At 69.7% G+C, this 24273-nt stretch carries 22 protein-coding genes; 9 read left to right on the top strand and 13 right to left on the bottom strand.

The window, feature by feature from the left end; translation table 11 throughout:
* From IPJ59_RS30145 to IPJ59_RS30095, 11 genes are all read right to left on the bottom strand, one after another.
* The coding region (locus IPJ59_RS30145; protein WP_293274408.1) for a hypothetical protein at positions 1-1164 on the bottom strand (1164 nt) is incomplete at its 3' end.
* 182 nt (positions 1165-1346) lie between these two features.
* Positions 1347-1586: a hypothetical protein gene (locus tag IPJ59_RS30140; protein WP_293274407.1), complete on the bottom strand. Its 240-nt coding sequence runs from the start codon at positions 1584-1586 to the stop codon at positions 1347-1349.
* Positions 1565-2602, bottom strand: a complete 1038-nt coding sequence (locus tag IPJ59_RS30135) for a hypothetical protein (RefSeq protein WP_293274406.1) — start codon at positions 2600-2602, stop codon at positions 1565-1567. Before IPJ59_RS30135 ends, IPJ59_RS30140 begins: the two co-directional genes overlap by 22 nt.
* Positions 2599-3456 (bottom strand): hypothetical protein, encoded by an 858-nt coding sequence (locus IPJ59_RS30130; RefSeq protein ID WP_293274404.1) that lies wholly within the window; start codon positions 3454-3456, stop codon positions 2599-2601. Before IPJ59_RS30130 ends, IPJ59_RS30135 begins: the two co-directional genes overlap by 4 nt.
* Positions 3453-5081, bottom strand: coding sequence for a hypothetical protein (locus tag IPJ59_RS30125; protein WP_293274402.1), 1629 nt, complete (start codon positions 5079-5081; stop codon positions 3453-3455). Before IPJ59_RS30125 ends, IPJ59_RS30130 begins: the two co-directional genes overlap by 4 nt.
* Positions 5082-5135: 54 nt before the next feature.
* Positions 5136-5375: a hypothetical protein gene (locus IPJ59_RS30120; protein ID WP_293274400.1), complete on the bottom strand. Its 240-nt coding sequence runs from the start codon at positions 5373-5375 to the stop codon at positions 5136-5138.
* The gene (locus IPJ59_RS30115; RefSeq protein ID WP_293274398.1) at positions 5354-5914 is read right to left on the bottom strand and encodes a hypothetical protein; all 561 of its coding nucleotides are present in this window, start codon (positions 5912-5914) and stop codon (positions 5354-5356) included. Before IPJ59_RS30115 ends, IPJ59_RS30120 begins: the two co-directional genes overlap by 22 nt.
* Positions 5915-6054: 140 nt before the next feature.
* Positions 6055-6264: a hypothetical protein gene (locus tag IPJ59_RS30110; RefSeq protein WP_293274397.1), complete on the bottom strand. Its 210-nt coding sequence runs from the start codon at positions 6262-6264 to the stop codon at positions 6055-6057.
* 59 nt (positions 6265-6323) lie between these two features.
* Complete coding sequence (locus IPJ59_RS30105; protein WP_293274396.1) at positions 6324-6689, bottom strand: hypothetical protein; 366 nt, start codon at positions 6687-6689, stop codon at positions 6324-6326.
* Entirely contained in the window at positions 6686-7060 is a 375-nt protein-coding gene (locus IPJ59_RS30100; protein ID WP_293274395.1) for a hypothetical protein, read from the bottom strand. Before IPJ59_RS30100 ends, IPJ59_RS30105 begins: the two co-directional genes overlap by 4 nt.
* 68 nt (positions 7061-7128) lie before the next feature.
* The gene (locus IPJ59_RS30095) at positions 7129-7632 is read right to left on the bottom strand and encodes a hypothetical protein (protein WP_293274394.1); all 504 of its coding nucleotides are present in this window, start codon (positions 7630-7632) and stop codon (positions 7129-7131) included.
* A 355-nt stretch (positions 7633-7987) separates the two neighbouring features.
* Between IPJ59_RS30095 and IPJ59_RS30090 the strand changes: the two genes are divergently transcribed.
* Both IPJ59_RS30090 and IPJ59_RS30085 read left to right on the top strand, forming a co-directional pair.
* A complete protein-coding gene (locus IPJ59_RS30090) occupies positions 7988-8758 on the top strand; it encodes a hypothetical protein (RefSeq protein WP_293274392.1) in 771 nt (256 codons plus the stop codon).
* A 228-nt stretch (positions 8759-8986) separates the two neighbouring features.
* Positions 8987-9292, top strand: coding sequence for a hypothetical protein (locus IPJ59_RS30085; RefSeq protein ID WP_293274390.1), 306 nt, complete (start codon positions 8987-8989; stop codon positions 9290-9292).
* Between the two features lie 672 nt (positions 9293-9964).
* On the opposite strand, the gene IPJ59_RS30080 is transcribed toward IPJ59_RS30085, so the two are convergent.
* Positions 9965-10321 (bottom strand): helix-turn-helix domain-containing protein, encoded by a 357-nt coding sequence (locus IPJ59_RS30080; RefSeq protein ID WP_293274388.1) that lies wholly within the window; start codon positions 10319-10321, stop codon positions 9965-9967.
* 124 nt (positions 10322-10445) lie between these two features.
* On the opposite strand from IPJ59_RS30080, the gene IPJ59_RS30075 reads away from it, so the two are divergent.
* The 7 genes from IPJ59_RS30075 to IPJ59_RS30045 all read left to right on the top strand — a co-directional run bounded on the left by IPJ59_RS30075 (position 10446) and on the right by IPJ59_RS30045 (position 22914).
* Positions 10446-10937: a hypothetical protein gene (locus tag IPJ59_RS30075; protein WP_293274386.1), complete on the top strand. Its 492-nt coding sequence runs from the start codon at positions 10446-10448 to the stop codon at positions 10935-10937.
* Positions 10938-11081: 144 nt separating this feature from the next.
* Entirely contained in the window at positions 11082-11354 is a 273-nt protein-coding gene (locus tag IPJ59_RS30070) for a hypothetical protein (protein WP_293274384.1), read from the top strand.
* Between the two features lie 65 nt (positions 11355-11419).
* The gene (locus tag IPJ59_RS30065; protein WP_293274382.1) at positions 11420-14962 is read left to right on the top strand and encodes a hypothetical protein; all 3543 of its coding nucleotides are present in this window, start codon (positions 11420-11422) and stop codon (positions 14960-14962) included.
* Between the two features lie 168 nt (positions 14963-15130).
* Positions 15131-21127, top strand: a complete 5997-nt coding sequence (locus IPJ59_RS30060) for an FG-GAP-like repeat-containing protein (protein ID WP_463673380.1) — start codon at positions 15131-15133, stop codon at positions 21125-21127.
* Positions 21124-21759: an SMI1/KNR4 family protein gene (locus IPJ59_RS30055; RefSeq protein ID WP_293274381.1), complete on the top strand. Its 636-nt coding sequence runs from the start codon at positions 21124-21126 to the stop codon at positions 21757-21759. Before IPJ59_RS30060 ends, IPJ59_RS30055 begins: the two co-directional genes overlap by 4 nt.
* Before the next feature lie 277 nt (positions 21760-22036).
* Positions 22037-22474 (top strand): hypothetical protein, encoded by a 438-nt coding sequence (locus IPJ59_RS30050; protein ID WP_293274379.1) that lies wholly within the window; start codon positions 22037-22039, stop codon positions 22472-22474.
* 35 nt (positions 22475-22509) lie between these two features.
* Positions 22510-22914: a hypothetical protein gene (locus IPJ59_RS30045; RefSeq protein WP_293274377.1), complete on the top strand. Its 405-nt coding sequence runs from the start codon at positions 22510-22512 to the stop codon at positions 22912-22914.
* 126 nt (positions 22915-23040) lie between these two features.
* Here the strand turns inward: IPJ59_RS30045 and IPJ59_RS30040 are convergent, their stop codons facing one another.
* Positions 23041-24180: an HNH endonuclease gene (locus tag IPJ59_RS30040; protein ID WP_293274375.1), complete on the bottom strand. Its 1140-nt coding sequence runs from the start codon at positions 24178-24180 to the stop codon at positions 23041-23043.
* Positions 24181-24273: the final 93 nt, after the last annotated feature.

Here is a 24273-nt window from a genome sequence, read left to right as displayed (position 1 = left end):
GGTCTTGGCGTCGCGCAGCCACTTGCGGGCCAGGTCGTTGCCGTCGACGCGGCGCCGTTGACCTCGCCCCTCGGTGTACATGCAGGGGGTGCGTGAGGCGGCGGTGGCGAGGGCGCCGGTCTTGAAGGTGCCGTCCGTGACGAGGGGGACGGTGGTGCCGTCGGTGGCGTCGGGGCAGATGATGCCGGAGGCGTTGGCGCCGAGGCGCCACTCGCCGAGCACCTCGCGGGCGAGGTAGGGGAGCAGATAGTCGCCGTAACCCTGCTCCATCGCAGATGTGTAGAGCGCGGTGAACCAGTCGCGCCACATCGACTCGAGCTTCGCGCAGTCGACCTTGTACGCGTCCGGGCCGCCTGCGGCGACCTGCTGCCAGGTGGCGCCCGCGAGCTGCTGCAGGGCGGGGAAGAAGTCGCCGGTCTGCGTGAAGTCGCCGTAGCGGTGGATCAGGGTGGCATCGTTGTAGAAGCGCAGCGCGTCGGCGGGGGGCTGGGGCCGGCCCCGGTACTGGAGGAGGCCCGCGACGCGGAAGGTGCCCGGGATGCAGCCGTACATGCCGTTGTAGGCGACGGTCTTGTTGGTGAACGGGGCGAGGACCTTGCCGAGCACGGTCTTGCCGTCCTTTTCGACGCCGTCAAGCAGGGACCAGGCGGTCGCCTTCGTCGGCGGTGCGAACATCGGGGTCCAGTCGACGCCGGGTCCGTCGATGTTGATGAAGGTGCGGACCCACTCCTGATCGACATCACGGTTGTATCGGCCCCACGGCAGCTTGGCGCTTTCCTCGACGGGGTCACCCGTCGCCAGCCCCTTGAAGAGGCTTGCGAGGGCCTTTCCAATTCCAACGACAATCCCGATGATCCACCCCGCGACAGGGATGGCCGAGACGGCGTTCAGGGCGATGTCGATCGCTACACTTGCCATGGCTCCGAGCAGCGCCGTGGGGTCCGACGTGAGCCCGAACGGGACTTCTGCGAGGAGCCCGGCGATGGAGTCACTCTTCGGGTTGATCCACGCGACCTTCCCCCAGACCTCGCCGAGCACGTCGCCGCTGAGGGTCGCCTTTTTCTTCCAAAGGAGCTGCGTGGCCTGGTTCCACGCTTCAGCGCCTGCTTGGCTCAGGAGGTCCTCGCCAACGGTGGTCTGCCCGCTTCCCTTGGCCCGCTCCAAGAGGCTCTGGAAAGCCTCGGCCTTAACGTGGGCTTCATCGGCCGGGTATGGGCTCAGGAAGAGGTCCGGGACGCGGTCGAAAAGGCGGTTGTTCGATCGATGATCATGAATCACGCTCACAGGTCTTGATGCCGCATTTCAAGGGTGTCCCGAGGGTCTGCGGGCACGAGCGCGTGACCTCGTCACACGAAGATAAAGCACTGACCGAGCACGCACTCATGGCGATACCCCTCGATCGTCGGGCAGTCGCTATCTTGTTCACACAGGGGCGCGCAATACCCCTCGCACTGTAGATCATCGGCACAATCGGGCTCCGACTCGTCACGACCACATGGCTCGCCAAACTTCGCGGTCGGCTCGTCTTCCTTGCAGCCGACGCCAAGGATGAACAGGAGGGGGATCAGGACGGTGGGCTTGAACATGCAGCTACGGTAGCCCTGCGCGGTCCGCCCGTCCAGCGCCCACGGCCGATCCGCTCCGATACGGCGCTGGTCAGCTCGCACGGACCACCTCCTCCGCGTACGCACGCAGGCACGGGTCGGCGGAGCTGCGGGTCAGACGCTGGACGTCGCCTGGGCATGGCGGTCAGATCGCGGAGCGTCGACCGGCGAACCGCGAAGAAGCACGCGAACCGGCGCAGGATGTGATTGTAGGCAGGCGCGGAGATCCGGCCGCGCGGGCCGTCCAGGCCGGCGACGTGCAAGCTGCCCTGGTGGACGTGCAGGAAGCCGTTGCGGCGGTACAGGCGGCCAGCCTCGGCACGACCCGGCTGGAGCACAGGCACGCGCGCGAGGAGGGGGGTCACGGGGTCCATCAGGCTGACAGCAGCCCGCAGCCCCTCGAGCGCCGGTTGCGTCGTCGATGAGACCCACCGCGCACCTGGACCCGCGCCGTCGAGCCGTGTGCTGTAGATCCACGGGAAGGTCCCGAGGTGGAGGACGAGCGGCGTTTGCCAGCCGCACGCGCTCGCGGCCCGCGGCCGCGGTCCATCCCAACCGTCGCCGAAGTAGCCAGGGGCGGTGTCGGGGTAGAACGCGCGCAGGGATTGCCCGCCGTCGGTAAAGCACGCGCCCATCGGCAGCGTCGTCGGGTCGACCGTCACCCGCCACAGCTCGCCGCGCTCACGGCCGGCGCTGGCGAGGCCCGTGAGTGCGGCGAGCTGAACCCGGCCTTGCGCGTCGCTCACCCCGGGCCGAGCGTCGCGCAGCGATCGCTCGAACGCGGCGAGGCCGGCCTCCTGGGCCGCGCCGATCGGACTGTCGCCGCGGGTGGAGGGCGCCGCGGCGAGCTGCTGGGAGAAGCCGAGCAGCTCGGCCAGCGCCTTCCACTGGATGGCGTACCAGGCGTCGAGGTCGAGGCGCGAGCGCAGGCTGAAGTCGCCGACCAGGTCCGCGACCTGCTCGATCTCCGGGCCGTAGCAGTCAAGGGTCGTGGTCATGCCAGCTCCTTGGGCAAGGCGCCGACGAGGCCCGCGAACACGGCGGGGACGCCGGGCCACGCGGAGGGGTCGAGCTTCGCGGGGATCGTGGTGGCGTCGGCGAGGTCGATGCCCAGCGACTTGGCGTCGGCGAGGAAGCGGGTGCGCACGTCGTTGTAGGTCGCCCCGCCGCGGCCCTTGCCGAGCAGTCCGGGGTTGGCCCAGCCGACCTTGATGTCGGGCACGTCGTCCACGCGGTAGTTCTTCAAGATCCGCTGCATGTAGACGGCCGCGCCGAAGGCAGCGGCGCGCGGCTGAAACATGATCTCCGGCGGGGCGTTCAGCAGCGGGGCTTTGGCTCCGACCTCGGGGACGCCGGTCCACAGGAAGTAGGGCGCGAGCTGCCCGAACAGGCCGCCGCTGCCGAAGTCGGCCGCCTGTTCGCCGTATCGCAGCGGGGGGTTGCGATCCTTGTTGTTGACGTACGCCTGCCGCGAATCGTCGCGCTCGTCCTGCTCGTTGGCCGCGTTGCCGTTGTGCGCGGCGGTGACAAACGCCGACTCGCGCTTGGCGACGATCGCCAGATAGCGGGCGGCGCCGAAGATCCTCGAGGTCTCCTCGATGAGCAGGAGGAGCGCGCGCAGATCGAAGGGTGTATCGCCCCAGTTGCGCGAGAGGTCGCCCTCGACGTCGGCCGCGGTCGGCAGCGGGGGCAGGTCGATCTGCGGCGCCGGTCCAGGGCCGGGCGCGATGCCCGGGTCCTGCGGGGTGGGTGGAGCCGCCGCGCTGGCGCGGCGGCTGAGGAAGAGGGCGCCGCCAGCGACGCCCGTGAGGCCGAGCGTCGTGGCCAGTCCGATCCAGGTGCTGCGGTTCATTGCTTTCGCGCCTCCCCGGCCTGGCGCTCGAGCTCGGCCTCCAGGCGCCGGCTGGCGCTGTCGCGCGTGAGCGCATAGACAGTGACGCCGGTGGCGACCAGCGCGGTGGCGCCGGCGGCCAGCACGGCCGGCTGCTTCCACAGCGGCACAGCGGCGGGCTGGGTCGCCGGGAGACCCGGCGAGGTCCCACCGGGCGCCGGAGCCGGGGCGCCGCTCGTGGCACCGTCGTCCTGGCTCTCCCTGGGCCCCTCCGCGCCCGGCACGGTCCAGCCCTGCGGTCGGATGTAGCGGCGGATCTCCGCCGTGTCCCAGCGGTCCAGCGCGCTCTGGAGGCCCTCCCAGGCGGCCCCGTCGGGCGTGCCCCGGGCGGGGAGCTGATTGCCGGGGTCGGCGTCGGCGGTGTCGGCCTGTCCGCGCAGGAGGATGAGCAGGGCCGGCGTGGTCGGCACCACCGGCTGCGGCACGCCGATGGTGCCGATGCCGCCGCCGCCGCGGGGCCGCACGTCCCGTGGCGGACGGGCGGCAGGCGGCGGCGCCTGCACGGCGCTCCATGGCCACGCGCTCGTCGGCATCTTCTGCACGCGCGCCATGAAGGCCACGCGCGCCGTGTCCACGGCATCGTCGTAGGCGGCCTTGATGAGCAGGGCGACGTCTGACTCCCGCAGCATGCGCTCGGGGCCGGCGACGGTCCGCTCGAGGTCCGTCAGGGTGATGAGCTTGTCCACGCGATGTCGATCGAGCAGCGGCATGGCTAGAGGCCCCCCTCGTATCGACCGCGGAGGCGATCGCCAGGGAAGACGCGGACGATCTCGATGTCTGCGACCAGCTTCTCCCCTGGGATGCTCGGGCTCGCCTCGAGGGCGATCATGTCGTCGTGGCTGACGAACTGGACCTGGGACCAGCGCACCGCGGTCAGGTTCGCCTGGACCACCCGCGCCTGCCGCGTCTCCGCGTCGACGAGGTGGAGCTTGCCCCGGGGAGGTGCCGTTGCCCGCGTAGCGCAGCGTCAGGTAGACGCCCTGGTGCCGCGGGTACAGTGAGAGCTCCGACGTGGGGATCGGGCCGGTGTTATTCTCGTTGGTGACGAGCAGGCCGCTCAGCGGGCTGAACACGAAGTTCGGCTGCCAGGGCGCGCCGTTCAGGTTCGGGGCGAAGGGCACCCCGGACTCGCGGATGAAGCGCAGGCGCCGGACCTGCGCGAAGGTCTCGTGCCCGAGGGCGTATTGCACGTTGTCCCCCTCGTTGAGCTCGTTGACGATGAGCACGACCTGCGCCCGGCCGCCTTCCCTGGTGAGCAGGGCGATCCGATCGCCCGGGAAGACCACCACGTGCTGCACGTAGGGCGTCAGCTGGATCTCCTCGCGGATCGAATTGAGCGGGTCGGACGCGAGGACGCGGGCGATCGACTGCGGGTTGAACGACGAGCCGGCGAAGCCGACCAGCTTCGGGCTCGCGTTGCTGAACAGCCCGAACAGCGTCGAGTCGATCACGCCGGCCGGGCCGGGCACGTTGGTCTTGTAGTAGCGCTGGCCGGAGACAGTGAAGTCGTCCCGAGTCTGCAGCATCGGAGTGACGCCGTCGAAGTCGCCCTCCTTGTTGAGCTCGATATAGAGTGGTTCGGTCATGACGTTCCTTTCTCCGAGGCCGGGCCCGCGTGCGAGGCGGGCCCGGCCCTGGCATCACATGGGGGCGGCCCCGGGGGTGACGCATCCGCAGCGCTTCTTGCAGAGCGCGTAGAACTCCCGGTTGTTGTAGTAGACCGTGACGAAGGCCGAATCGAGGTTGTTGGCCGCGCCGTTGTTCTTGATCACGAGGGCGAGGGTCTCGAGGCTGCCCACGTCGATCGAGCTGTTGCGGTACTCGGGGAAGGGCACGTGGATCTGGGTGCCGTCCTTGTTCAGGAACTGGTTGCCGCGCATCTGCGAACCGACCTCGAGGCCCTGCCCGTTGCCAACGCCGCCGGGGAAGAGAAAAAATGCAGCGTGAAATCGAGGTAGTTATTTCCGCCCCCGGCCAAATTAAGATCGATGGCGATCTTGGTCGGGGTGTACCCCGGCCGCGCCAGGTGGGTCAGCCGGATCATCTTGGTCGGCGGCACCGGGAAGGCGTTGACGAAGTCGCCGCCGAGCCCGGTCACGATGACCTCGAGGTTGACCTGCGAATCGTCGCTGTACTCATCGAGCGTGCGCTGCGAGTAGTTGACCTGGCCCGGGCAGACATACCCCTGCAAGAACATGTCGGTGGCGTCGCAGCGCTGGTTGACGGTCCGGCACTGCCCCTCGACCCGCGCCACGCACGACTCGATGTACGGGAAGCGCTCCAAGACTTCCTTCATCCGCTCGAACAGCCCGGGCGTGCAGGCCAGCATGCGGAGCCGGTCCACATGCTCCTGGTTGAACACAAACTCACCATCACGGCCGAGCATCTCGACCGGAACCAACTTGCCAATGTTGCTCATCGCTTCTTCTCCTTTGTTGAACGCACAAACAAACCCTCATCCCGCGCCCGAGAGCGCGAGAACATGACTGTATGGAATCGAATGTCGAGCCGGGCGTCAGCCTGGCTTGTGCCCACCCTTGCGGGCGGGACCGCCTCGCGTCAGGGCACGATGTCCTCGATGTCGTCGGGGAAGATGTCCCCGAGGTAGACTTGCGAGTCGTCGCTGTACTCGTCGTACTCGTCTCGCCTGCGCCGCGGTTGCATCCCGAAAGTCTCCTCGATCCATGCCTTTATGCTGTGCTCGAGTAGCGCCCGGTTGCGCTCGCTTTGAAGGTCGATCATGTCGACCGGAACCAACTTGTTGCTCATCGCATCTTCTCCTTGTTGGATTTCGCGCCGAGAGCGCGACAACGAATGTCGAGCCGGCCTCAGCCTGCTTTGTTCCCGGGCACGCCGAGCAACGCGGCGAGCTGCTGCTCGGGCGTGGGGGCCTGGCGGGCGGCGGCGCCACGCATCAGGGCATCGAACTGGTGATCTACGTCTGCCGCCTCACCCGTCGCCCGCGCGGGCGCTGGCGCGGGCGCCTCGGGCGTCGGAGCGGTCGACGTGGCGAAGACCGGGTTGGCGTGCGCCGTCCATGAGAGGACGATCAGGTCGCCCACGACGCCGGGGACCTCGTCGGTGCCGACCTCGATCTTGAAGTCGCGGCCCCTGGCACAGACCGCATGCACCTGCGCCCGCTCCGAATGCCCGGTGCGGATGGCCCGGATCTGCGCGACGATCGTCGTGGTCATGGGCTTACCTCCTTCGGGAACAGGTGGCTGTAGAGCTGCGCTCCCGCCAGGTATGTGGCCCCGCCGGCGACGAGCGCGGCGCGGGCGGGGAGCCCGAGCGGCGCGGCGAGGCCCGCGGCCATCGTGAGCAAGCCGAGCCCGCCCACCGGCGACGCGCCAAACATCGTCGGGTTGCCGAGGGTGCGCTGGAGTAGCGCGCCCGCGACGGCGCCCGAGGCCGCCGATGCGCCAACCATGAGGGTGTCGATGGCCCTGCCCTGGCGCATCGCCCGGACGATGTCGGTGGCCTCGCTGACGGTCGCGGCCTCGCGGATCGTCTGCGCCGTCTCCATGTCCTGGCCCTGGTAGTAGGTGGCGACGGCGGTCTTCATCGTCGTGCCGAGCGAGCGATTCGCGCTCGCCAAAACATCACCGCTCGATGTCGAGTAGTATTTCTGCCTCATTGTTTCCTCCGGTTTTGTTTGCCGCGTTCACCAAAGACCCGTCTCTGGGCGTCGGCGGTAACAGTGATGGGCGCGAAGCTCCGGGCGTCCGGAGCTTCTACACGCCGTCGCACTCGTGCGACGGTGGCGCTCGTGTCGATCGCGTCGATGTCTTCAAGACTTTGATGCAGGTAGAAGCGGGCCCTGATGCCCTCTTCCACCACTGCCGCGTTGTGGGCCTGAACCAGGAGGCCGAGCTCGCGGGCGCTGCTGAAGTGCAGCCGACGCAGGTCCTCGTAGCACTCCCGCAAGGTGGCAGCGTTGCGCCGAAACTCTTCGGGGGTCATGTCTTCCTTGATCCGCAGCTTGGCCTGACGTAGCGCCTCCGCTTGATGGATGAGGGCGGCCCGCTGCTCGGGCAGGAGCAACTCGCCCTCGATATAGATGGGAAGGTCCGGGTGAGCTTCGATCAGCCCGACAGCGGTTTGCATGACGATGGCGTCCGGAACCTCTTTGTCCACGAGGGGCAGCCCATCCGCTGCAGTGAGTACGACGCGAGCCATCGGTCAAACCACGATTTCAGAATTTTAATAAGTCGTCGAGGGGGTGGTCGAGAATTATTTTCGCCCAGGTAATCGCGTTCGGTGTTTGTTTATGTACACTATACACATGTATAGGCATATAATTGCGCTTTGATGTTTGATCTCGTACATCTATACAGGCGTACAGGTTTTGATGCGTGCGCGATCAAGTCGATCACAAGTCAACCACAAGTGCTGCCAATCTCCGCTTAATGTTCCGGCCAACTCATCACCACTTGGATGCGCGCACTTGCACATGGGAATCCGCCGCGTGCGGGGGTACCGTCGTGGGGCCTTGGAACCGTCGCTCGAGCATCGTCGCCGCGAGGCCGATCAGTTCGCAGAGCACCGAAGTCGCCGGATTGTCCGCGACGCGGGGAGCATCGAGGTGTGCCGGGGAGAAGGAGGGACGGGTCGCTGCGTGATCGTCCACGCCCGCCACGACGGGTGCCTGGACATCCTCGACATCGTGGAAGAGGCCGAGGTGGCTCAGGCGCTTGAGCGGGTGCGGTCCCTCCCGCTCGCGGGCAGGGTCCCGTACAAGGTCCGGCTCGATGGCAAGTGGTGGACGTTCGAGGCCACCTACAGGTGGCCGTTGATCGGCGTGTGCCGGCCAGACAGGAACGGGACCCTGCTGCTGCTATCGAGTGTGGGCGCGGGCCTCATGATCACCGGGATCCTGAAGAGCGACATGGAAGAGTCGAGGTTCGCGGAGGACTGGCGAGCGACCTTTGACCTGGACCTTGACCTGGACGCCGACGAGGTCGACGGGCATGACGTGGATGCCGGGACGAACGCGCACGCTCGTGCGGCCGAACAGGCGAGGGTCAGAACAGTCGAGGCGGCGAGGCGGGTGGGCGCAAGGCGGAGCAAGCCGACCCCAGGCGAGGCAGTTCAGACCGAGTACGCAAGACTCGGCTGTGGACGCGGGCCGGACGTTGCCCCCTCGAGGCATTCCGCCTCCACCTCGACCAAGTCGGCAGGCAGGCCACGGCCCCTCACCCGCGCCGCTCGGCGTGCGACAAGGCCAGAGTGTATGCCCCAGAGGTCCTCACGGGAATTCTGACCGCGGCTGCAAAAGGTTGCCTGCGCCTGTGCGGTCGGGAGAAGGCCATCCGCGAGCAGCTCGCGGTCTATGGCGTCGACTTGCCAGCGGGCTGTGTGGCGCCGGTGCTGCGGCTGCTGTGCGAGCTCGGCTGCCTTTTCGTATGGCAGCCACCTCCGGCGAAGGGGCATGGCTTCTCCAAGAGGTACGTGATCGAGGTCGGCGAGGCCATCCGGGTCGATGCACCCCATGCACCTGGCGATGCTGCGGGCGACCCAGCCGGTATCCAGCGCGGCGACGACACGGGCCATCAGGCAGGTCCCCAACGCCAGCGAGCCGGTGGCCGCGTGCGAGCCGGTGGCCGCGCGCGAGCCGGTGGCCGCGCGCGAGCCGGTGGCCGCGCGCGAGCCGGTGGCCGCGCGCGAGCCGGTGGCCGCGCGCGAGCCAGTGGCGCACGTGGCCGGCGAGGCGGGACCGCCAGCGGGCCGCCGCCTGGTCGCCCGGCCGCGTCAGGTCCGACCTACCGCGAGTTCTTGCAACTCGCGGTGGGGGTGATGCTCGTGCTCGGCCGGGAGGTGTTGGAAGCTCATGAGCTTGCGGTGGCCAGTCTCACCGCGGCTCAGGCCGCAGGATCGGCGTCGCCTGGGGTCGCTGCGCCCGGCCCGGTGCCGACCGAGCGCGAGGTCCCGCCGCCGACGCCAACGTCGAAGGCGGGTCAGGCCGACGCGGCTGGTGGTCAAGGTGTCGGGCAGCGATGGTCATTCGCTGCCGCGATCAGCTCTGCCGAACGGACCCTGGCAGCAGCGGGCCGGTGGGCAGAGGCGGTGGATGGTGCCTGGCACGTGCTCGCCTGGCCCCTGCCGCGCGAAGCAACATCGCCGGCGGACATGGACCCGCCTCTCAACGGCGACATGCTGATCGAGCCCGGGCGACCCTCCCGGACGGATGAGACCCTCCGGCTGCAAGGGCCGTCGTCGGTTCGCCTCGTGCAACCCGTGAGCGGCGTGGGGTGTGTCGCACCACGAATCGCCACCAGGTCGTGGCTAACTGTGCACGTGGAACACAGCGACGCCGGACCACGAGGTCCCCCTCGTCGACGCCCCTCGCCACGAGTGAGGCGCGAGTGGGAGTTCGCCCTGGCTGCCCGGTGACGAGCTGGCCGCCCCGGTCAGCGGCGTCGTCCGCCTGGACGCGCCGTACGCAAGGCGGCGTCGCCCCGCGTCGCCGTCATTTCTTCCGCATCTTGGCGAGCTTCTTGCCCTTGCGGGAGCGTGCGCGTGGGCCACGGGGTTCAGACAGGATCTCGAGCACCGCTTGGCCGAACGCAGCGATGATGCGGGCCCGGATCTCTGGCAGGCCGAAGCCCAGCTCTCGCTGGCTGCGGACGAACTTGGCGATCGTCAGCGTCGACATCGGCCACTTGGCGATGATGCCGCGACCGCCGGTGGTCCTCGGCGCCGGCAGTAGGCCCTCGCGCAGCCATTCGTAGAGCGACGGACGGCCGACCCCGGCGACCTCGGAGACCTCCTCTGTGGTCACGAAGTCCTTGCCCAGGTCCTTGGGTTCCCGGAGTTCTCGCGGCATGGCGGGCGCAGGGTACACCACGGCCACCAGGACCGCCAGACTGGCGGCTGGATGGCATTTGTTATTTAACTCTAAAAATATCAAATTGGGTTATTGATGGTCAACAGTTTAGGAGGAAACCAGCATGAACGGGACCCAGGGCGCCGTGGCGCCGGAATTTGAGCTGACGGTCGAGGAGAGCGCCGAAGCCCGGCCGCTCCCGGGCTTCCACGTCACCCGCACGCGGACCTACTTCGTCGACAACACCGGGGAGGTCTATCTGCTCGCCGCCCCAGGCCAGCGGGCGATGCTCCAGCGGCAGGGCGAGCTGCCTGCTGACGCGGAGCCGACCCGGGACATCCCCGACCCCGACATGTGGATGATGGCCAGGGCGGCGGCGTCGCTTGGGCGCGGGGGGCAGGAGCTGTCGCCGCTGACGCTCGCGGACTACTACGCCTGGCGCACGCGCCTGTTTCACGTGCATGCGGGCCGCGTCTTCGAGTTGAAGCGGGATGGGGGTGTTCGCTTCGAGCGTGTGGCGGCGCTCCCCGCGGGCGCCGTGCCGTTCACGGAGGCCGAGGCCGAGCAGCTCGGCCAGGACGTCCACGACGCGGCGAGCCGCATCGACGCCACCTGAGCTTGACCGGCCACGCGCCGGACCTGACAGACGCGCCGCGCGGGCCTTGTGGCCCGCCTGTGTGGCGCTGCGCCGGCATTGACTGCCGAGACCAGCCATCGCCCGAAAACAGCGCTCGCGTGAGCGCCACAGGAGAGGTTTGCCGTGAAACGAACACCGATGTTCCAGGCCGCCGCGTCGGCCTTGTTGTTCTCGCTGTCCTGCGCGCCCGACGACGTCGCGCAGGACGGCTCCACCTCGACAGGCACCGCCACCGGGGCGGCGACCGAGTCCAACGCGACGGAGCCGGAGCCGGAGACCCCGCGCGGATCCCTGGCCCGGCGGCGTCGCCTGCCAGGTCGACGCCGACTGCGACGCGGGCGGCCGCTGCGAGCTGCGGATCTGCGTCGCCGGGTGTGTCGACGCTGCGGGGTGTGACGCGGGCCAGGTCTGCGACCCGCACGGTCGTTGTCAGGTAGAGGAAGGGGGCGCCGGGCCGCTCCGTGCTCGCCGGCACTCCGGCGCTCGCCGAGCGGCAGACCCTGCTGGCGCTCGGCGAGACGCAGGCCCGCACCCTCCTTCGCAACGACGGCGCCGCGCCGCTCGCCTACCGCCTCGCCGCCGCCAGTCCGGCGTTGGCCCTGGACCCCGCGCCCGCCGAGCTGGCCCCCGGCGCCGAGATCGAGCTGGTCGCGGACGTCGACCTCGCCGCGTTGACGGCCGACGATCGCGTGCTGCCGATCCAGATCATCACCAGCGGCGGCGCCATCCTGTGGACGATCGAGATCGAGGCCCTGCCGGGCGCCGGACACTTCCGCGGCGCGGTCAGCTTCACCGCCGCAGACTTCAGCCTCGGCAGCAGCGACCTGGCGGTGGACCTCGACTTCCGGGCGGACGGGACGATCGTCGGCCGCGTCGACAACGACGTCAGCCTCCTGTGGCCGCTGCCGCTCGCGCTGACGGGCACCTGGACCGCGGCGGGCGACGTCGTGATCGAGCTGCGCGACCGCTTGCCCGCGGACGGGTGGCGCCAGAGCCCGGTCGCGCGCGAGCTGGGGCGCGTGCTCGTGTTGACCGGCACACGCACCGCCGCCGGGATCGAGGGCACCGCCGCCGAGACGATCACCGGCCTGCGCACGGCGGCCGTGCCGCTCGCGGGTGCGTTCACCTTGCGGCGCCAGGGCCCGCTCGTCGGCATCGTCCACGCCCCCGACTTCATCCCGAAGGGGGCCCCCGCGCCGACGTGGCTGGCCCCGCCTGGCCTCGACACCGACGCGTGCGAGGGCCTCGGCACCGCCTACGGCACGGCCGCGACGCTCCCGAAGCCCGAGCCCGCCTGCAACGCCTGTAAGCTCGGCAACGGCTCGCCCGACGACAAGGTCCAGTGCGGCGTTGCAGTGCGGGAAGCCGCATACAACGTCGAGGCCGTGCTCTCGGCGCTGCATGGGGACGGCGACGTGACGCCGCCCGCGGGCGCGTGGACGTGGGACGACTGCGCCGCAACGGCGCCGGTCTACGGCGCGGACGGCCTGGCCTGCCTGGACGCCGCAGCCCTGCGTTGCGGCAATGCGCTCGTGCGCCGCGGGAGCGTCGACATCCCCGGCGCGTGGGGCGAGGCGCTCCAGAGCCTGACGGCGATGCTGGCCGCCGACGAAGCGCATGCGGCGGCGCTGCTGTCGACCGAGGCCCAAGTCGAGGCCGTCTTCTCCTTCCGCGACAGCGTCGGCGAGCCGGTCGCCGATGCGCTCGGCCGGGAGCTGGGCACCCTCACCGCCGACCGCGAACGCCTGGCGGCCGCGCTGGCGCCCACGCTCGCGCCGGCCTACCCCAGCGGCCTCGCATACGTCGCGGACAGCAACCCGGACTACGACACCGCGCGGGCCCACCTCGCACCGCTCGCGCTTATCGCCGACTATGCGCGGGCGACCGTCGCATGGTCGCGGCTGGCCCACCGGGCGGGCCAGGACCCGGAAGATGTCCGGGCCGCGCTCCGCCTCGCGGTGATCGCCATGCATGCCGCGGGCGCCGAGCTGCACGTCCGCTTGCAGGACAACCCCGATGCCGTTGTCGGCCTGCACGCGCTCGGCCCGGCGATCGAGTCGCTGCGCGAAGCCTACGGCGAGCTGTCGCCCGATGCGGGCATCTTCGGCTACCCCGCCGCTTACGTGCCGATCGCCCTCGGCCCCGACGACATCGCCAAGAGCCGCACCAACTACGACGCCGTGCGGGCGCTCGCGACCGACGAGGTCACACAGTTTGATCAGGTCGCCGCCGACGCCTGGCAAAAGGCCCGCGACTACGAGCAGAAGGTGCACGCGCTCGCCACGACCGCCCAGCAGATCGAGGCCGACTACAACGGCAAGCTACGCGCCCTGTGCGGGAGCCTGCCCGGTGAGACCGAGCCGGCGCTCGCGTCGTGCGGCCAGCACGGCGGCCAGGTCGCGGACCTGAAAGCCGCGGTCGAAGCTGCGGGCCTGCGCATCCGCCACGCCCGCCAGGCCAGCGAGAACAACCTGCACACGATCGCGGTCGAGGAGGAACGCTTCGCCCGGCAGGTCGAGATCCAGCTCGGACTCTCCGCCGAGATCGAGGCCGCCCACGGCAAGATCTTCCAGGTCAAGGATCAGTACGGCGAGCAGCACGCCGCGCTCGCGCAGGCCGAGGCGATGGCCGAGTGCGGCCGCATCGAGGAGAACGCGCAGGCCGAGCTGGAGGCGATGACGAACGGCTGCCAGGAGGAATACGTGGCGAAGATGACCGGCGGCCCGCCCATCTTCGGGATCCCTACGCCCGACATCGCCGGCCTCTTGCTGGCGATGCGGACCTGCGAGGCCAAGAAGGCGAGCCTGGAGACCTCGTCCGACAACCAGTGCGAGAGCGTGCGCGGGCAGGCGGGCCTGCAAGCCGACCAGGAGCAGCTCCAGCGCAGCGAGGACGAGGAGATCATGACGATCAACGCCGAGATCGATCAGGCCATCCGCGACAGCGACCTCGAGAGTCAGCGCGCCTCCTCGGTCGCGCTCATCAAGAACATCCGCGCCGAGGGTCTGCTGCTGGCGATCGAGACCGACGAGGCCCAGCTCGCGCGCAGCACCGCGATGACCGCCATGTCGAGCGCCTACCAGGAGGTCGCCGCGCTCGCGCAGGAGAAGGCCGGCGTCGTCGGCCTCATGGTCGAGGACAGCCCCGACAACGCCCTCACCCGGCCGCACTTCCTGCAAGCCCGCCTCGCGGCCGCGGCCCGCGTGCTGCCGGTGCGCGAGCGGACGATCCGCCGCGTGTACCTGGCCCTGCGCGCCCTCGAGTACGAGCTGAATCAGGAGCTGCCGGCGCTGCGTGACACGCTCGCCACGGCCCGCGCGCCCGAGGATCTCGCCGGGCTCGTGGCCTGCCTGGACGGCATCGCCGAGGACTACCGCCTCGGGCACGGCTACGGCCAGCCGTACGTCACCGAGGTCAGCCTGCGCGCCGACATCTTCGGCATGGTCGACGACATCCCCGACGTCGACGGCAGCCCCGCAACGCCGGCCGAGCAATTCGCCGCACTCCTGCAAGACCCCCTGCACGGCCAGGCGGACGGCGGCGTCGCGCTGCCGTTCGCGCTCTCGGCCTTCGAGAACGCCCAGTTCTCGGCGCTGCTGTGCGACGACCGGATCGACAAGATCGAGGTCAAGCTCGTCGGCGACTACCTCGGCGACAAGGAGGCCGAGGTCATGCTGACGCGCCAGGGCCTCGCCGGTGTCCGCCGCTGCGACGGCGCCGATCTCCCGCAATGGTCCGCCTACGTGCCCTACGGCTTCGAACGCGCCCAGCTCGTGATCCAGGCCGGCGTGAACGACTGGGGCACCGCCGGCCCGAACGCGGGCTACGCCGCGTGGCCCGTCCACGGCGAGCAGTGGACCCTCACGATCCCGCCGCCCGAGCTGGCGCCCGCGAACCTCGATCTCGACCTCGCGCACATCTCCGACGTCGTCCTCCGCCTGCACCATCGCGCCGGCACCGTCGCGCCCGCGGGACAGGGCACGTTCACCCCGAGCTGCGGGTGAAGGCCGCGCAGGTGGCCGTCGCCACTGGCTGGCCCGACCGGCCACCTGAACGCCCGCCCTCCAGCCTCGCCCCATGGCGAGATCTGGCCTGGGCGGTTGGCGCCCGCGGCCGGTCCTCATTCCGCTCCCGCGAACGGTCCCGCCATGGCGGCCCGATAAGTCCCCCAGATAGGTCCGCTGGCGATCAGAACTCCGAAAGGCCCGCCATGTCGTCCACGTCCTCTCCGCGCCCTTTGCTGTCCGCCTGGGCCCGGCCCGCGCCGCGACACCAGCGCCACGCTGGCCACCGCCATCAACATCCCGAAGGGCCCCGCGTCGATCGAGGGCTTTGGTAGGGCCTACGAGGTCAGCCCCGCGAGCGGTCTCCCGTCGCTGAGCTACCCGATCGAGGTCCCGCCGGGCCGGGCCGGGCACGCGCCCCAGCTCGCGCTGCACTACCATGCGGGCGGCGGCGCGGACGTGCTCGGCCTCGGCTGGTCGCTGGATCTCCCGGCGATCGAGCGGTCGACCCGCGCCGGTATCCCGCGTGTGGACGGCCCCGTGGTCTGGCAGCTCCGCCACATCGGCGACGGCGAGGAGTTGATCGAGACCACGCCCGGTGTCTACCGCCAACGCATCGAGCAGAGCGCCCCGATCGTCGTGCGAACGCTGCCCGGCGGCGCCATGTCGGCCCTGGCGACGGACGGCACCGGCTACCTGTTCGGCCTCACCGACGACGCCCGCCTCGTCGGCGACGCCGGCCCGGTCCGCCTCGAGCTCTCGGCGATCACCGACGTCCACGGCAACCGCATCGACTTCATCTACACGCGCCAGGCTGGCAGCGATGCGCCCCTCCTGACGTCGATCACCTGGAACGAGGGACGCGCGCGCGTGGTCCTCGACTACGAGGCGCGCCCGGACATCCTCGTCAGCTACGCGACGGGCCGGCGCGTCGCGCTCGCGCATCGCCTCGACGAGATCCGCACCGAGGTCGCGGGCGAGGCCGTGCGGACCACGACGCTGACCTACGCGCGCAGCGTGGAAGCACTAAGCAGCCGCCTCGCCACGATCGCCACCGTCGCCGCGGACGGGGCCGCGCTGCCGACCTGGCGCCTCACCTACACCGGCGAGGCCGCGTCGGCCACGGCGCGCGACGTAGCCGGCGCTCCAGCGCTCGACCCCACCGCGGACGGCCGCGCGTGGGTCGACGTGGACGGCGACGCGCTCCCCGACCTCCTCGACGCCGAGCCCGGCGCGTGGCGCTACCGCAGGAACATCGGCGAGGGCCAGCTCGCCGCGACCTGGACAGACCTCGCGTCGCCCGCCGTGGCGCTCGCGCCGACGACCCGCTTCGCCGATCTCACCGGCGACGGCGTGCAAGACCTGCTCGCGCAGCCGACCCCTGGCGAGCTGTGGAGCTTCGTCGGCGGCGGCGCGACCCCGTTCGGGTCCGCGGAGTCGATCGCCCTCGATCTCAGCTTCGATCTCACCGATCCCCGCGTCGCGCTCGCCGACATGAACCTCGACGGCCGCGTGGACGTGCTGCGCCACGATAACGCGGACGGCTGGATCTGGCTGCGCCGCCGCGACGCCGCCGGCTACGAGTCTGCCGAGGCCGTCCCGCCGCCGCCCGCGGGGATGCGCCTCGGGGATCCCGGTGTCCAGCTCGCCGACATGAACGGCGACCGCGTCCCCGACCTCGTCCGCGTGATCGCCGAAGACAGCCGCATCCTCGTCGCCGCCGGGGCGGGCCTCGGATCGTTCGAGGATCCGGGCGACATGGGCGGTGTCCCGCCGATGATGCAGACCGATCGCTGGGAGATCAGCGACATCAACGGCGACGGCGCGGCCGATCTGCTCCGCATCGGCCAGGCGCAGCTCGGCCTGTGGATCAACCAACTGGACGGCAGTCTCGCCGAGGCCGGCGGCGTCGACTGGCCCGCGCTCGAGGCCGACGAGGTTGTCCTCGTGACCGACATCGACGGCAGCGGCACGCTGGACATCCTGCGCGCCGACACGGACGGCTCGCAGCCCTGGCGCGCGTGGTCCGTGTTCCCCGAGCGCCCCGGCCTGCTCGCGCGCTTCGAGAATGGCCTCGGCTACTCGCGCGAGCACACCTACCGCTCGGCCGCGCAGCTCGCCGCGGAGGACGCCGCCGCGGGCGCGCCGTGGACGACCACGCCACCGGAGGCGATGCCCGTGCTCACCGAGACCCGCGAGGACGACGGCGCCGGCTGGTCGAGCACGCTGCGCCGCGCTCTCCGTGATGGCTGGTACGACCCGGCCCGCGGCGAGTTTCGCGGCTTCGCCGAGCTGCGCGACGCGACCACCGGCGACCCCTATACCGAGGCCGCCACCATCACGCGAAGCTACGACCTCGGCCAGCAAGACGAGGCCCGCGCCCTCCAGCTCCTCGCCGCCGAGACCCGCAGCCCCCGCGGCGTGCTGGTCCGCGAGGCCCACACACTCGCGGTCGACACACCAACCGCGGGCGTTCGCGCGGTCCACCGCACCGCGAGCGACACCTACCACGTGGAAGCGGGCCCCGAGTCCGCCGCCGTCCGCGTGCGCACCGAGTGGGATCACGACGCCTGGGCCAACGTGCTCGAGGAACGCGCGTTCGGCCGCGTCGATCGCCAGACCGGCGCCGACCTCCCCGGCGACGAGCGGATCACCACCTACAGCTACGCGACGCCGGGCAGCGGCGACGGCCCACGCGACCGCATCGCCGAGCAGATCGTGATGGACGCGGACGGCGCCCAGATCACCGCCACGCGCACCTACTACGACGGCGAGCCCGAGCAGGGTCTCCCGCTCGGCCAGCTCGCGGCCCGCGGCGTCGTCGCTCGCACCGAGACGTGGATCGCGGGCGACACCTGGGACCCCACGCTACGACAGACCGTCGACCCCCACGGCAACGTCACGCGTGTCGGTGACGCCGAGGAAGGCACGCTCGAGCGCCGCTACGACGCCGCGGGCCTGTTCCCCGTGGAGGAGCGTCTGCACCTCCCCGGCGACGCGCTGATCACCACGGCCGAGTGGGACGCACGTTTCGGCCATCCGCTCGCGGTCACGGGCCCGAGCGGCGCCACGACGAGAGCGACCTACGACGGCCTCGGCCGCCTGGTCGCCGAGATCCTCCCCGGAGACACCGCGGAGCTGCCGACGACGCGCCACACCTACTACCTCGACGGCGCCGCCGCGCGCCCGACGATCGTCACCGAGCTGCGCCGCATCAGCGGCGAGCCGGACGTCGATGTCGTCGCCGCGCACCTCGACGGCCTCGGCCGCCCGCGCCTTCGCGTCACGCAGGACGACACCGGCACCGCCGCGATCTTGAGCGAGGCCCGCATCTACAGCGACGCGGGCGCCGTCGCCGAACACGTGGAAGGCCAGCCCCTCCCCGCCGCCGCGCTGGCCCCCGGCGCCACCGTCGAGATCGCGAGCACCTGGCCCCGCAGCGTGACCCATGCCGACGCGCTCGGCCGCGTCGTCTTCACGCGCGACGAGGACGGCCGCGAGACCGCCACGACCCACGGCCCCCTGTGGACCGAGCGCCGAGATCACGAGGATCTCCACCCCGCACCTCCATACCAGGACACCCCGGAACGCAGCGAGCAAGACGGCCTCGGCCACACGCTCGCGCGCAAGCAGCTCCTCGCCGATCGCACCATCGTCCACGCCTACGCCCACGACGCCGCGGGCCGCCTCGCCGCCACCATTGACCCCGCTGGCCACATCACGACCTTCACGCGCGACGGCGCCGGGCGCCTCACGCAGATCGACTCGCCCGACGCCGGCACGCTGCGCCAGCGCTTCGATCGGACGGGCCGCATCACCGAGCGCATCGACGCGACCGGCGCGCGCGTCACCTGGGCCTTCGACCCGCTCGGCCGTCTCCTGCATGAGCGCGCCTACAGCTCCGCAGGCGCGCAGGTCGGCGAGGTTCGCCACCAATACGACGGCAGCGGCCCGTTCGCCCGCGGCCAGCTCGCGCGCGTCGACGACGACGCCGGCAGCGTCGCGTTCACCTACGACGCCCGCGGCCGCATCGTCACATCCACGCGGACGTTCGCCGCCAAAGACGGCCCGCTCACTCTCACCGCGGGCCAGGTCTACGACGCACAGGACCGGATCCTGCGCGACATCTTCCCGGACGGCAGCACCCTCGAGCACGACTACTCGCCCCGCGGCCTCGAGCGCCCGCTGGAGCACTTCATCGAGCGCGCCGACTTCGACGCACTCGCCCGCTGGCGCGAGCTGGAGCTGCCCTCCGGCGTCACGCTGCACCGCGACCTCGACCACAGCGGCCGCGTGCTCGGCCAGCGCGTCACCGCCGGCTCGCGCACGCTCCTCGACCTCGTGCACCGCTACGACGCCGCCGGCCAGCTCGCCGAGACCGACGACGACCTCGCGGCGGAGGGCTTCTCGCTGTCGCAGACCTTCGTCTACGACGACCTGCGGCGCCTGGTCGGCCATACCGCCGCGGGTACATCGCAGACCTGGCGCTACAGCGACGACGGCAATCTGCTCGCGCACGCGGGTCGCACCCTCCGCTACGACGACGAGCGCCCGCATGCTGCCGTCGCCCTCGACCGCCAGGCGCTCGACTACGACGCGGCAGGCCAGCTCGCCGAGGTCTCCGGCGACGGCCCGCTGCCCGCGGGCGCCTGGCGCTTCGACCCGCATGGCCGCGTGCAATCGTTCACCGCGGCGGATGGCCGCCGCGTCGAGCACGTCCACGGCTACACCGGCGAGCGGGCGATCCGCCGCGAGTACGACGCCGCCGGCCAGCTCGCGCGCGAGGTCCTCTACTTCACCCGCAACCTCGAGGTCCGCGACGGCAAGCTCGTGCGCTGGGTGTACTTCGCGGGCGAGCGCATCGCCGAGAGCCCCACCCCGCTCCCCGCGGGCGGCTTCCCCGAGCTGCCCGCCGAAACGCTGACGGTCGGCCCGCCGCCCCTGGATCCGCGGCACCTGCTCGCCCTCCTGTTGCTCGCATTCGTCGCCCTGGCCACGCGCGTGCTCGCCATGCGCCCCCGCCGGCTCCTCGCCGCCGCCGCCGCGCTCACGCTCGCCAGCACGGCCGCCACCCTGAGCTGCCACAGCAACCCCGACCACACGCTCACCCCCGACGAGCACACCCGCTTTCACGTCGCCGACCGCCTCGGCTCCGCGTCCCTCGTCCTCGACCACCGCGGCCGCGTGCTCACCCGCGACGCCGCCGACCCCTACGGCGCCTCGCGCCTCGCCTGGCGCGCCGACGAGGACACCGCCGCACCGACCTACCGCTTCACCGGCAAGGAAGACGACCCCCTGAGCGGCGCCATCGCCATCGGCGCCCGCCACTACCTCCCCGAGCTCGGCCGCTGGGCGAGCCCCGACCCGCACTTCCTGATCGAGAACCCGGACGCCGCCCTGGCCACGCCCGGCGAGGCGAACCCCTACAGCTACGTCGGCGGCAACCCCGTCACCTTCACCGACCCGACCGGCCGCAAGGGCCTCGCGCACGGCAGCGAGAACCGCCCCGGCGTTCTCGACAACTACCCTGACAGCCCGAACCCCGGCTTCAAGAGCCGCATGGCGGCCGTGGCCCACGACCGGGCCCTCGCCGAGTACCGCGGCGCCCAGCTCGCCAGCATGGCCCTGGGGGTCCTCGATGTCGCCCTGACCGGCCTTGATTGGGCGATGACCGCCTCCGACGTCGCCGACACCGCGAGCATGGCCGCTGGCCTCCCTGGGGTGGGTTTTAAGCTCAGCAAGCAGGGCGCCAAGCTCGCGCTGAGGCAAGCCCGCAGGGCGGTCCGCAAAGGCCTGGACGACGCGATCCAGGCGGGTCGCAATGCCGCCGAGCGCCTCAAAGAAGTCGCCGTCCACCGCTCGAGCCATCCGGAAGCAGCCGAGCACATCTTCGACGCCCAGCGGGCGGGACACCCCAGTACACTTACCGTCGCCCGCCCCGGTACTTCAGGCCGGCGCTCGGGCGCGATGAAAGGCAGCCGCAGGTTTCCGGCAAGGATCGCGATGAGTATCCTCCCGCATTCACCCAAGAAGGCGGGGCGGGCTCCAGCGTCCGCCCGATCGACCCCAGCGACAATCGGGGGGCCGGCGCGTGTGTCGGGAACGCTTGCCGCGGCCTGCCAGACGGGACCAAGATCCGCATCGTCGTCAAGGAGTGAGTCATGACCGGCATGGAACAGCTACTCGAGAACGCAGACGAGAGACTCGCCGAAGGGCCGTGTTACTTCGATGCATGGGTCCGTCGCCATGCAGGCGCGCGCCTGGCAGAGCTTGAGCAGATGTACGCTGCCAAAAATGGGTTCATCGCGTTCGACCGTGCTCTGCGGGTTTTCCCGGCGGCACGCCCGGTCCACCCTCTCAGTTTGAGCGGCTGGAACAAGCCTCGCCTCTGGCGCGACACCTACGGCTCGCTGGCGGAGGGCCTCTTGTTCTTCGCGGACGATATTTTCGGCGGACAGTTCTGCATCAAGGACAGCAAGGTCTTCCTGTTTGAGCCCGAGACAGGGGCTATCGAGTGGCTTGCCGATGATCTCGAGGGATGGGCCTCGCGCATGCTCGACGAGACCGACCTCTACACTGGGCGACCGCTGGCGCTGGCCTGGCAAGAAAAGCACGGCCCCCTGGATCCCGCCAAGCGCCTGATCCCCACGCTGCTGTTCACGCTCGGCGGAGAGTTCACAGTCGACAATCTCGTGGCAAAGGATGCCGTGACGGGGATGCGGATTCGAGGCCCGATCGCGCAGAAGATCCACGACTTGCCGGACGGGACACAGATCCGGTTGGTGGTCAAGGAGTGACCGTGACATCCGTAACCCAACCCGCTAGGCTCAACCCGATCATGCGCACCACCCTTGCTCTGGCTCTCTTGAGCGTCGTCGGGCCTGTGGGGGCGAGGGGCAACGCAACGAGCTTCGGCGGATGACCCAGCCCGGCGTCTCGACCGCGTCCGCCGGGTCCGCGGAGTCGACCGCCGCCGAGTCATCGTCGAGCGGGTCGGCGGCTGACAGCTCGAGCTCGACTTCCTCGACATCGTCGACGAGCACCAGCTCAACCAGCGACGGCGTCGTGTGGGACATGGGCATGCCGGACTTCGGTCCGCTACAACCCGCCGGCTGCGAGGGGAAGATCGACTTCCTATTCGTCATCAGCGCTCAGGGGACGATGAAGCTGAAGCAAGATCGGCTCCTCGCCAGTTTCCCCGGCTTCATGGAGGCGATCCAGGAACAGCTACCCGACTTCGACGTCCACATCCTCGTCGCCAACCCCAACCCCAAGCCCGGCTGGATCATGGACGACTGTGGGCTGTGCATGGACGACTGCGACCCCCAGGGTCAGCCGCCCCTGTGCGGCGCGACGCTCACAGCGTGCGATAAGAAGATCGGCGCAGGCGTCACCTACCCCGCGGGCACGAACGCCTCGAATCGTCGCTGCGAAATCGCTGGCGACGCGCGCTACCTCGTGAGTGGTCAGCAGGACATCGCCCAGGCATTCGCATGCGCATCGCGCAGGTAGGCGGCGGGGGTGCAGGTCGAACAGGAGAGGCGATGGTGGCTGCACTTCAGCCGGAGATCAACGACCCTAACGACGACTACGCCTGCAACGGCGGCTTCCTCCGCAGCGACGCCCTCTTGGTCGTCACCATCATCCAGGACACCTACGACTCGGACTCGCTCGGCACGGTTGACGAGTGGATCACGGCCCTGCGCACCGCCAAGAACGGCGACGACGACGCCTTCATGGTGCTCGTGCTGACGACGGACGTCGATCTTGGGTATCAGCAGCTCTGTCTTCCGAACCAGTACAACCCGAATCCGAACCGGCTTCGCACACTGGCAGATGGCGTCGAGCACGGGTTCGTCGGCTCCCTCTGCATGGAGGGATACGACGACTGGTTCAAGGAGCGTGTGACGTACCTCGTCGATCTCTGCGACGACTTCGTACCGCCGGGCTGAAGCGCCCGCCGCCGACTCCCGGCCTCCGCGGCTTCCGGTCGCGGAGAGTCCTCGTCCGTTAGCGAACTCCATTGGCAAGATCGCCGCCGTCGGACTCAGGATGTGGCCGTGGCGTACGCCGCCGCGCTATTTCTTGCCACGCAATTTCTGAAGCAGACCAGGATCCTCTAATGTGACCGCCTCATTGAATTGCCGACCGACCATCAAAGCCGCCGCCCGCTGGACGATCTTCCGGAGAACCTCCTCGGTAATCGGATCGCCCTCTTGAAGATCCTCAACCAACGGACGACATGCGAGTTGCGCCATCTCCATCATCGCCCGCTCGTCTCGTGCTGTTGCATTGGCCTCAATCACACGGCCAAGCTGCTTCATGTAAGCTTCGGCCACATCGGAAGAAATAGTATCGGGGATACTCGGCAGCGACGATGGCCAATTCGTAGCCTCACAGCGTTGATGGCTAACGGGATCTTCAGCTACGCCTGCGCGACAACTCGCTGCCGATGCTGGGCCGAAGTCGGCCATGAGCAAAGGGCAACCGAAGATGCTCAGCGCCGCGCGAAGAGGCGTGCCCTCGCCGATGGACTCGATCAGCAACTGATGCGAGAATTCGGACATCGTCGCAGGAAGTTGCCATGGACTGAAGTATGGAGTGCTCGAGATGCGAACGGACGATGTCGGCCGTCCAGAACGGACATAATCCCAAGCGTCCAGCAGCGTCTCTGACGGCACAAGCCCGAGATGCTCGATGTACACCAGCATGACCTTGAGACAACTACGTCGGAAATCCTCTCCGCCCAAAGGGACACGGAACTCGACGGTGGGCGGGGGGATGATCTCACGTTCAGCCGAGAGAACGTTGACGTCCGGGTTCTTTCGTGCGGCGCTTGCAAGCACTTCCTTGGCGATCTTCTCATTGGCGGCCGTTACTCTGAAGGTGCCGTCTCCGAGGGGCTGCACATCAGGTTTGCGTGCTCCGAGCTTTGGGTGAAGACCCTGCTCAATGTTTAGTCTCCCGAGTTCGGGATGCTCGGCGGAGAACTCCGGAATTTGGCCGCGATCGCCAGATATCTCGAGTGCAGAACGAAAAAAGCCGAACTGCTCAACCAGTGCAGCGTCCACGGTGCGGCCGAGATCGTTGTTGCACGCCTTACAGAGCACGTCCGGAACCTTTAGCGTCCCTCCCAAAGCGCTGTGAAACACATGCTCGACCGAGTCGGCTGGTTGGACCCGACATGCTCTGCAAACCACCACGCGGACTTGGGACATCATGAACCTCCTTGAAAAACCGCGCCTTTCTACAAGAATCCGAATATTGCGTCAAGCGTCTGGCGCGCAGTCTGCCGCCCGGTACGAGGGCAC

The organism is Nannocystis sp., assembly GCF_016714285.1.
Taxonomy (GTDB): domain Bacteria; phylum Myxococcota_A; class Polyangia; order Nannocystales; family Nannocystaceae; genus Nannocystis.
The sequence above is the reverse complement of the archived record's forward strand: the minus strand, read 5'-3'. Positions and strand labels throughout refer to the sequence as shown.